At 65.4% G+C, this 6176-nt stretch carries 6 protein-coding genes; all 6 read right to left on the bottom strand.

The features are described from left to right. Window positions 1-378: 378 nt before the first annotated feature. Window positions 379-1005 carry an isochorismate family cysteine hydrolase YcaC gene (ycaC, locus tag AC07VU_RS12365; protein ID WP_007924341.1) on the bottom strand — a complete coding sequence of 209 codons (627 nt, stop codon included), beginning with the start codon at window positions 1003-1005 and terminating at the stop codon, window positions 379-381. 68 nt (window positions 1006-1073) lie between these two features. Next, entirely contained in the window at window positions 1074-2912 is a 1839-nt protein-coding gene (locus AC07VU_RS12360; protein WP_277590019.1) for an amidohydrolase, read from the bottom strand. Between the two features lie 118 nt (window positions 2913-3030). Next, window positions 3031-3660 (bottom strand): antibiotic biosynthesis monooxygenase, encoded by a 630-nt coding sequence (locus AC07VU_RS12355; protein WP_062822744.1) that lies wholly within the window; start codon window positions 3658-3660, stop codon window positions 3031-3033. Next, a complete protein-coding gene (locus tag AC07VU_RS12350; RefSeq protein ID WP_009044356.1) occupies window positions 3653-4069 on the bottom strand; it encodes a DoxX family protein in 417 nt (138 codons plus the stop codon). Before AC07VU_RS12350 ends, AC07VU_RS12355 begins: the two co-directional genes overlap by 8 nt. Before the next feature lie 126 nt (window positions 4070-4195). Continuing rightward, window positions 4196-5119, bottom strand: a complete 924-nt coding sequence (locus AC07VU_RS12345; protein WP_092420976.1) for a LysR family transcriptional regulator — start codon at window positions 5117-5119, stop codon at window positions 4196-4198. Window positions 5120-5154: 35 nt separating this feature from the next. Then, entirely contained in the window at window positions 5155-6144 is a 990-nt protein-coding gene (locus AC07VU_RS12340) for an MBL fold metallo-hydrolase (protein ID WP_495029931.1), read from the bottom strand. Between the last annotated feature and the right edge of the window lie 32 nt (window positions 6145-6176).

Genomic DNA, 6176 nt, shown 5'->3' with positions numbered 1-6176 from the left:
TGCCTGTGTAGCCGCTGCCGAGCTTGCGAGGCTGCGAACGGCAACGCAGTTGCCGCAAAACCTGAGTCCGCGATCTGCTGGAAAACCACATCACCTGGTTTTACGCCGGCTACGCCGCCGATCGCAGCCTGCGGCAGCGGCTACAGGGACCGCGATGCCTGTGTAGCCGCTGCCGAGCTTGCGAGGCTGCGAACGGCAACGCAGTTGCCGCAAAACCTGAGTCCGCGATCTGCCTGGAAAACCACATCGCCTGGTTTTACGCCGGCTACGCCGCCGATCGCAGCCTGCGGCAGCGGCTACAGGGATCGCGCTGTCCGCGAGGCAAAAAAATGCCCGCACAATGGCGGGCATTTTTTCAGCTCAGCAATGACGCGAAGCTTATTTGGCAGTGAACGCCGAGTAGCTGTTCATCAGGTTGCGATAGTTCGGGATACGCTGCGACAGCAGGTTGGCCAGGCCTTCCATGTCGTTGCGCCAGTCGCGCTGCAGCTCGCACGCCACGGAGAACCAGTTGACCAGTTGCGCGCCGGCGGCGGCCATGCGGGCCCAGGCAGCCTGCTGCACCACCTCGTTGAAGGTGCCGGAAGCGTCGGTCACGACGAACACGTCAAAACCTTCTTCCAGTGCGCACAGGGTCGGGAACGCCACGCAGACGTCGGTCACCACGCCGGCGATGATCAGTTGCTTGCGGCCGGTGGCCTTGATCGCCTTGACGAAGTCTTCGTTGTCCCAGGCATTGATCTGGCCTGGGCGAGCGATGTAGGGCGCATCCGGGAACATCTGTTTCAGCTCGGGCACCAGTGGGCCGTTCGGGCCGGATTCGAAGCTGGTGGTGAGGATGGTCGGCAGCTTGAAGAACTTGGCGCAGTCGGCCAGGGCCAGCACGTTGTTCTTGAACTCGTTGGGCGAGAAATCCTGGACCAGCGAGATCAGGCCGGTCTGGTGGTCGACCAACAAGACAACGGCGTCATTAATGTCCAGACGTTTGTAGGGTACGTTGCTCATGTGAAACTCCTAGGTGGATGGATGTCGCTATGGGCGCCGGCCACTGTGGCCGGCACTGTTGTTGATCGTCAGAAGGCAAAGCACGAGCAGCCGAAGGCGCCCCAGAAACCCTGGAAGTCACTGACCGGCACATTCGACAGGCGCGCCCGCTCGTGGCTATGGGCATGCACCGCGCACGGGCCGCTGCACTGGTGCACCTGGGCCACCAGCGGCGAGGTCGGGCGCCAATGCCCCGGCACCTTGACCACCGGCGACCAGTCCGGCAGCACCGGCACCATCGGCGGCGAGAGCTTGGAGAAGTCGTCGGCGGCGTACACCACCTTGCCGTCGACCACAGTCAGCACCGACTCGATCCACTTGATGGCTTCTTCCTCGACGCTGAAGAAGTCCGCGGACAGCGCCGCCAGGTCCGCCAGCTGGCCGACCTTGATCTGGCCCTTCTTGCCCTGCTCCGAGGAGAACCAGGCGCTGCCATGGGTGAACAGTTCCAGCGCGGTCTGCCGCGGCAGACCTTCGGCATGCAGCTCCATGCCGCCCACGGTCTTGCCGCTGACCATCCAGTACAGGGACGTCCAGGGGTTGTAGCTGGAGACCCGGGTGGCGTCGGTGCCGGCGCCCACCGGCACGCCTTCGGCCAGCATGCGTTTGATCGGCGGGGTCTGTTCGGCGGCCTTGGCGCCGTAGCGATCGACGAAGTATTCGCCCTGGAACGCCATGCGGTCCTGGATCGCGATGCCGCCACCGAGGGCCCTCACCCGCTCGATGTTTTTCGGCGTGATGGTTTCGGCGTGGTCGAAGAACCACGGCAGGCCATTGAATGGAATGTCGCGGTTGACCTTCTCGAACACGTCGAGCATGCGCGAGATCGATTCGTCGTAGGTGGCGTGCAGGCGGAACGGCCAGCGCTGTTCCACCAGATGGCGCACCACCGGCTCCAGTTCCTGCTCCATGGTCTGCGGCAGGTCCGGACGCGGTTCGAGGAAGTCCTCGAAGTCGGCGGCGGAGAACACCAGCATTTCCCCGGCGCCGTTGTGGCGCAGGAAGTCGTCGCCCTGGTGCAGCTTGACGCTGCCGGTCCAGTTCTTGAAGTCGGTGAGTTCTTCCTTGGGCTTCTGGGTGAACAGGTTGTAGGCAATGCGCACCGTCAACTGCTGCTCCCGGGCCAGTTGCTCGATCACCGCGTAGTCGTCCGGGTAGTTCTGGAAACCGCCGCCGGCATCGATGGCGCTGGTCAGGCCCAGGCGATTGAGTTCGCGCATGAACTGACGGGTCGAGTTGACCTGGTATTCCAGCGGCAGCTTCGGCCCCTTGGCCAGGGTCGAATAAAGGATCATCGCGTTCGGCCGGGCCACCAGCATGCCGGTGGGCTCGCCGTTGCTGTCGCGGACGATCTCGCCGCCCGGCGGATTCGGCGTGTTGCGGGTGTAGCCGGCGACCCGCAGGGCCGCGCGGTTGAGCAAGGCACGGTCGTACAGGTGCAGGACGAACACCGGGGTGTCCGGCGCCGCCTGGTTGAGTTCTTCCAGGGTCGGCATGCGTTTTTCGGCGAACTGGAATTCGTTCCAGCCGCCCACCACCCGCACCCACTGCGGGGTTGGCGTGCGGTCGGCCTGGTCCTTGAGCATGCGCAGGGCGTCGGCCAGCGACGGCACGCCTTCCCAACGCAGCTCCAGGTTGTAGTTCAGGCCGCCGCGGATCAGGTGCAGGTGCGAGTCGTTGAGGCCGGGGATTACCGTGCGGCCCTTGAGGTCGATGACCTGGGTGGCGCTGCCGCGCAGGGCCATGGCCTCGGCATCGGTGCCCACGGCGACGAAGCGCCCCTGGCTGATGGCAACCGCGCTGGCGCGGGGCTTCTCGCGGTCGACGGTGTGGAATTGACCATTGAACAGAATCAGATCGGCGTTCATCGGATGTCCTTCTGAATGGGAAGAGGCAAGGGACAGGCGCGGCCAGAAAGCCGCCGCGGCGCTGAGCAAGGACCCGGCTGCGAGCAAGCGGCGGCGCAGCGGATCGGTCGGGTCATCGTTATTGGCCATGGCCGGGCTCCAGGTGTCGATCGGTGGCAGAGGCTTGCAACCAGGGGGCGAACAGCCGGGTCGCCAGGGGCATGAACAGATAGACCACCGACAGCACGATGGTCAGGGTGATCAGGAAAGTGGCGACCACGTAATTGCCAAGCCAGGCATTCAGTTGCAGCACAGGCCCCCAGATCAGCGGCACCAGCAGGGTGTGCGGCAGAATTACCAGCATAGTCAACAGCGCCTGTTTCCACCGTGGCGGTGGCGAAGCGGTGTCGGTCTGGATGGAAAACCAGAATTCATGGACCGGGTGGACTTCGGTCTGGTCGCCGTCGGCCAGCATCGGCGCAGCCTCGTCCACCAGCGTCCGGCGTTGCGGCGAGTCGAGCCAGCGCTGCATCGCCTCGGTGGAGCAAAAGCGCAGCACGCAGGTGAACAGGTCGAGGCCGCCGCTCTTGCCGCGAATCACGTCCACGCCCAGGTGCCCCTCGTACTGCCCGGCAACCCCGACAATGCGCCGCAACCAGGCTTCATAGGGCGCTTCCAGGCCAGCCTTGACCCGGTGCTTGACGATCAGCGTCACGACCTCATCGGAGTCCGGCCGCGCAGTGGCTTCGAGGCGATTGGAATCAGACATAACGCAAGGCTCCGGCGAAACGATCATTGAGGGCCAGCCGTCCCGGGCCGGCGATAAGAATGCTGCTGAACAGGATCAACAGCAGCCAGGCGAACTGGCCTTCGGCCAGGCTCCATTGCGGGTGCACCACCAGCAGTGCCACCAGCAGCACCGCGAGGATCGGCAGGCACGCCAGGCGCACCGCCACCCCGGCGACAATCAGCAACGGGCACAGCACCTCGGCGAAAATCGCCAGCATCAGCGTCAGGTTGGCCCCCAGCCGGAACGGGTCTTCGATGCGTTGCAGTTCCGCGCTGTAGTCGAGCAGTTTCGGCAGGCCGTGCACCCACAGCAGAAACAGCCCGGCGCTGACCCGCAAAAACAGCAGCCCGAGGTCCCGGGCCCGTTCATCCCATGGTGAAGCGTTCATTGGCGCACCCGCACAATTTGAAAAGTCCCCGGCGTCGACGCCGAGATTGCATGGTGCCGCTGCGCGGGCGGGAAAAATTGAATGTATGTGCTCTCTTGCCGCAGAGTCCGGATCGACCGCCCGCACCTAGGCCGCGTGGATCTTCAAGGGCTCGGACATGAACTGGGCGATTCGCGAGCGCAACCAGCGCTCGGCCGGATCGTTGTCATGCACCCCGCTCCAGGCCATGGACAGCTGCGCCGCCTCGATGGCGAACGGCGGGTCCTCGGCGCGCAAGGCGCAGCCTTCGACCAGGGCACAGGCCGCGTAGTCGGGCACGGTGGCGATCATCTCAGTGCCGGCGAGCAAGGCCCGCAGACCGCTGAACTGCGGCACGCCCAGGACCACGCGGCGGGTGCGCCCGACCTTGGCCAGGTCGAGGTCGATATTGCCGCTCAGGTCGCCGGAGAACGACACCATGGCGTGGGGCCGCCGGCAGTATTCATCGAGGGTCAAGGGTTCGGGTCGGTTGTCGCCGCGCAGCACCTTGCAACCGATGTCCCGCAGCTTCTTGCGCTTGGCATTGGCCGGCAACTCGGTGGTGTAGCTGACCCCCACCGAGATCTCCCCCGAGGCCAGCAAGGCCGGCATCAACAGGTAGTTGGCCCGGCGCACCACTACGACTATGCCCGGGGCCTCCTCGCGCAACCGGCTCAACAGCGGCGGAAACAGACCGAACTCGGCATCGTCCGAGAGGCCGATGCGAAACAGGTCGCAGCTGGTCGCCGGGTCGAACTCCTTGGCCCGGCTGACCGCGCCTGAGATCGCGTCCATCGCCGGTTGCAGCTCCTTGAGGATCACCAGCGCCCGGGCCGTCGGCTCCATGCCGCGGCCGTTGCGCAACAGCAGCGGATCGTCGAACAGGTCGCGCAGGCGGCCCAGCGCGGCGCTCACCGCGGGTTGGCCCATGAACAGTTTTTCGGCGACCCGGGTCAGGTTCTTTTCGAACATCAGGGCTTCGAAAATCACCAGCAGGTTCATGTCGATGCGGCGCAGATCGTTACGGTTCATCGGTACGGTCCCCTTGTGTGTTCAGCCAGCGCACGTCACTCGATCATCGGCACCCTGGCCGCCCGCTGGTAAGGCCCGTACTCGGCCGGCACCCACTGGAAATGCCCGCCCACCGCGGCGATATGGCCCACGCCCGGGAACGGCAGGTGCGCCGCGGTCACCCAGGTCTTGCTGCTGGCCGCCTCGCTGAAGACCTTGGCCCGGCTCTTGATCGCCTGCCGGTCGTCGACGTCGAAACGGATCGACACTTCCGGATGCTCGAACTGCACCGCCAGGTTATGCACCAGGTCGCCCATGAACAGGATGCTCTGGCCCTGGGAGGTAAAGCGGTAGGTACTGCTACCCGGGGTGTGCCCGGCCTCCAGCCGGGCCTCGACGCCCGGCACCGGCGACTGGCCGCTGGCGAAGGTCTTGAAGCGTCCGGCGGCGCGGTACGGGGCGGTGGAGTCCTGGGCGATCTTGAAGAACTCCCGGGCACCGGCGGGCGCCTTGGCCAGCGCCTGCGGATCGAGCCAGTAGTCGGCTTCGGCCTGGGCGGCGTAGACCGTGGCGTTGGCGAACAGCGGTTGCTGCTGGCCATCCACCAGCCCGCACACATGGTCCAGGTGCAGGTGGGTGAGCAGGATGGCGTCGACCTGCTCCGGTCGATAACCGGCGGCCTGCATGTTCGCCGTGAGCATGCCGGCAGTGGCGCCGATGCACTGGCCGGCGCCGGTGTCCACCAGGATCAGTTGCTTGCCGGTATTGACCAAAAAGGCGTTGAAGGCGGTCTGTACCCCCGGGGTCTCGATCGAGCGACGGGCCAGCAAGGCGCGGATCTGGCCCTGGGTCATGCCCTGGAGCAGCTTCGGCGACAGGTCGTTGTAGCCATCGAACAGCGCCGTCACTTCGTAGTCGCCCACCGCCAGGCGGTAGTAACCGGGTACCTGGGTGCCCTGGACCGGTGCCTGCGCCTGGGCGCCAAGCGATGTCAGGGCCAATGCCAGGGCTGCTCCGCGCAGCGTGCACAGCAGAGAATGCGTCATGCCTTCACCTTTTCGATCGAGTCAGAAAAACG

The organism is Pseudomonas sp. GW821-FHT02B10 (assembly GCF_059421865.1).
The sequence above is the reverse complement of the archived record's forward strand: the minus strand, read 5'-3'. Positions and strand labels throughout refer to the sequence as shown.

What these genes read in the sequence shown, in the direction of transcription:
- ycaC (WP_007924341.1), bottom strand. Translation starts at nt 1,005, where the DNA reads ATGAGCAACGTACCCTACAAACGTCTGGACATTAATGACGCCGTTGTC.
- AC07VU_RS12360 (WP_277590019.1), bottom strand. Translation starts at nt 2,912, where the DNA reads ATGAACGCCGATCTGATTCTGTTCAATGGTCAATTCCACACCGTCGAC.
- AC07VU_RS12355 (WP_062822744.1), bottom strand. Translation starts at nt 3,660, where the DNA reads ATGTCTGATTCCAATCGCCTCGAAGCCACTGCGCGGCCGGACTCCGAT.
- AC07VU_RS12350 (WP_009044356.1), bottom strand. Translation starts at nt 4,069, where the DNA reads ATGAACGCTTCACCATGGGATGAACGGGCCCGGGACCTCGGGCTGCTG.
- AC07VU_RS12345 (WP_092420976.1), bottom strand. Translation starts at nt 5,119, where the DNA reads ATGAACCGTAACGATCTGCGCCGCATCGACATGAACCTGCTGGTGATT.
- AC07VU_RS12340 (WP_495029931.1), bottom strand. Translation starts at nt 6,144, where the DNA reads ATGACGCATTCTCTGCTGTGCACGCTGCGCGGAGCAGCCCTGGCATTG.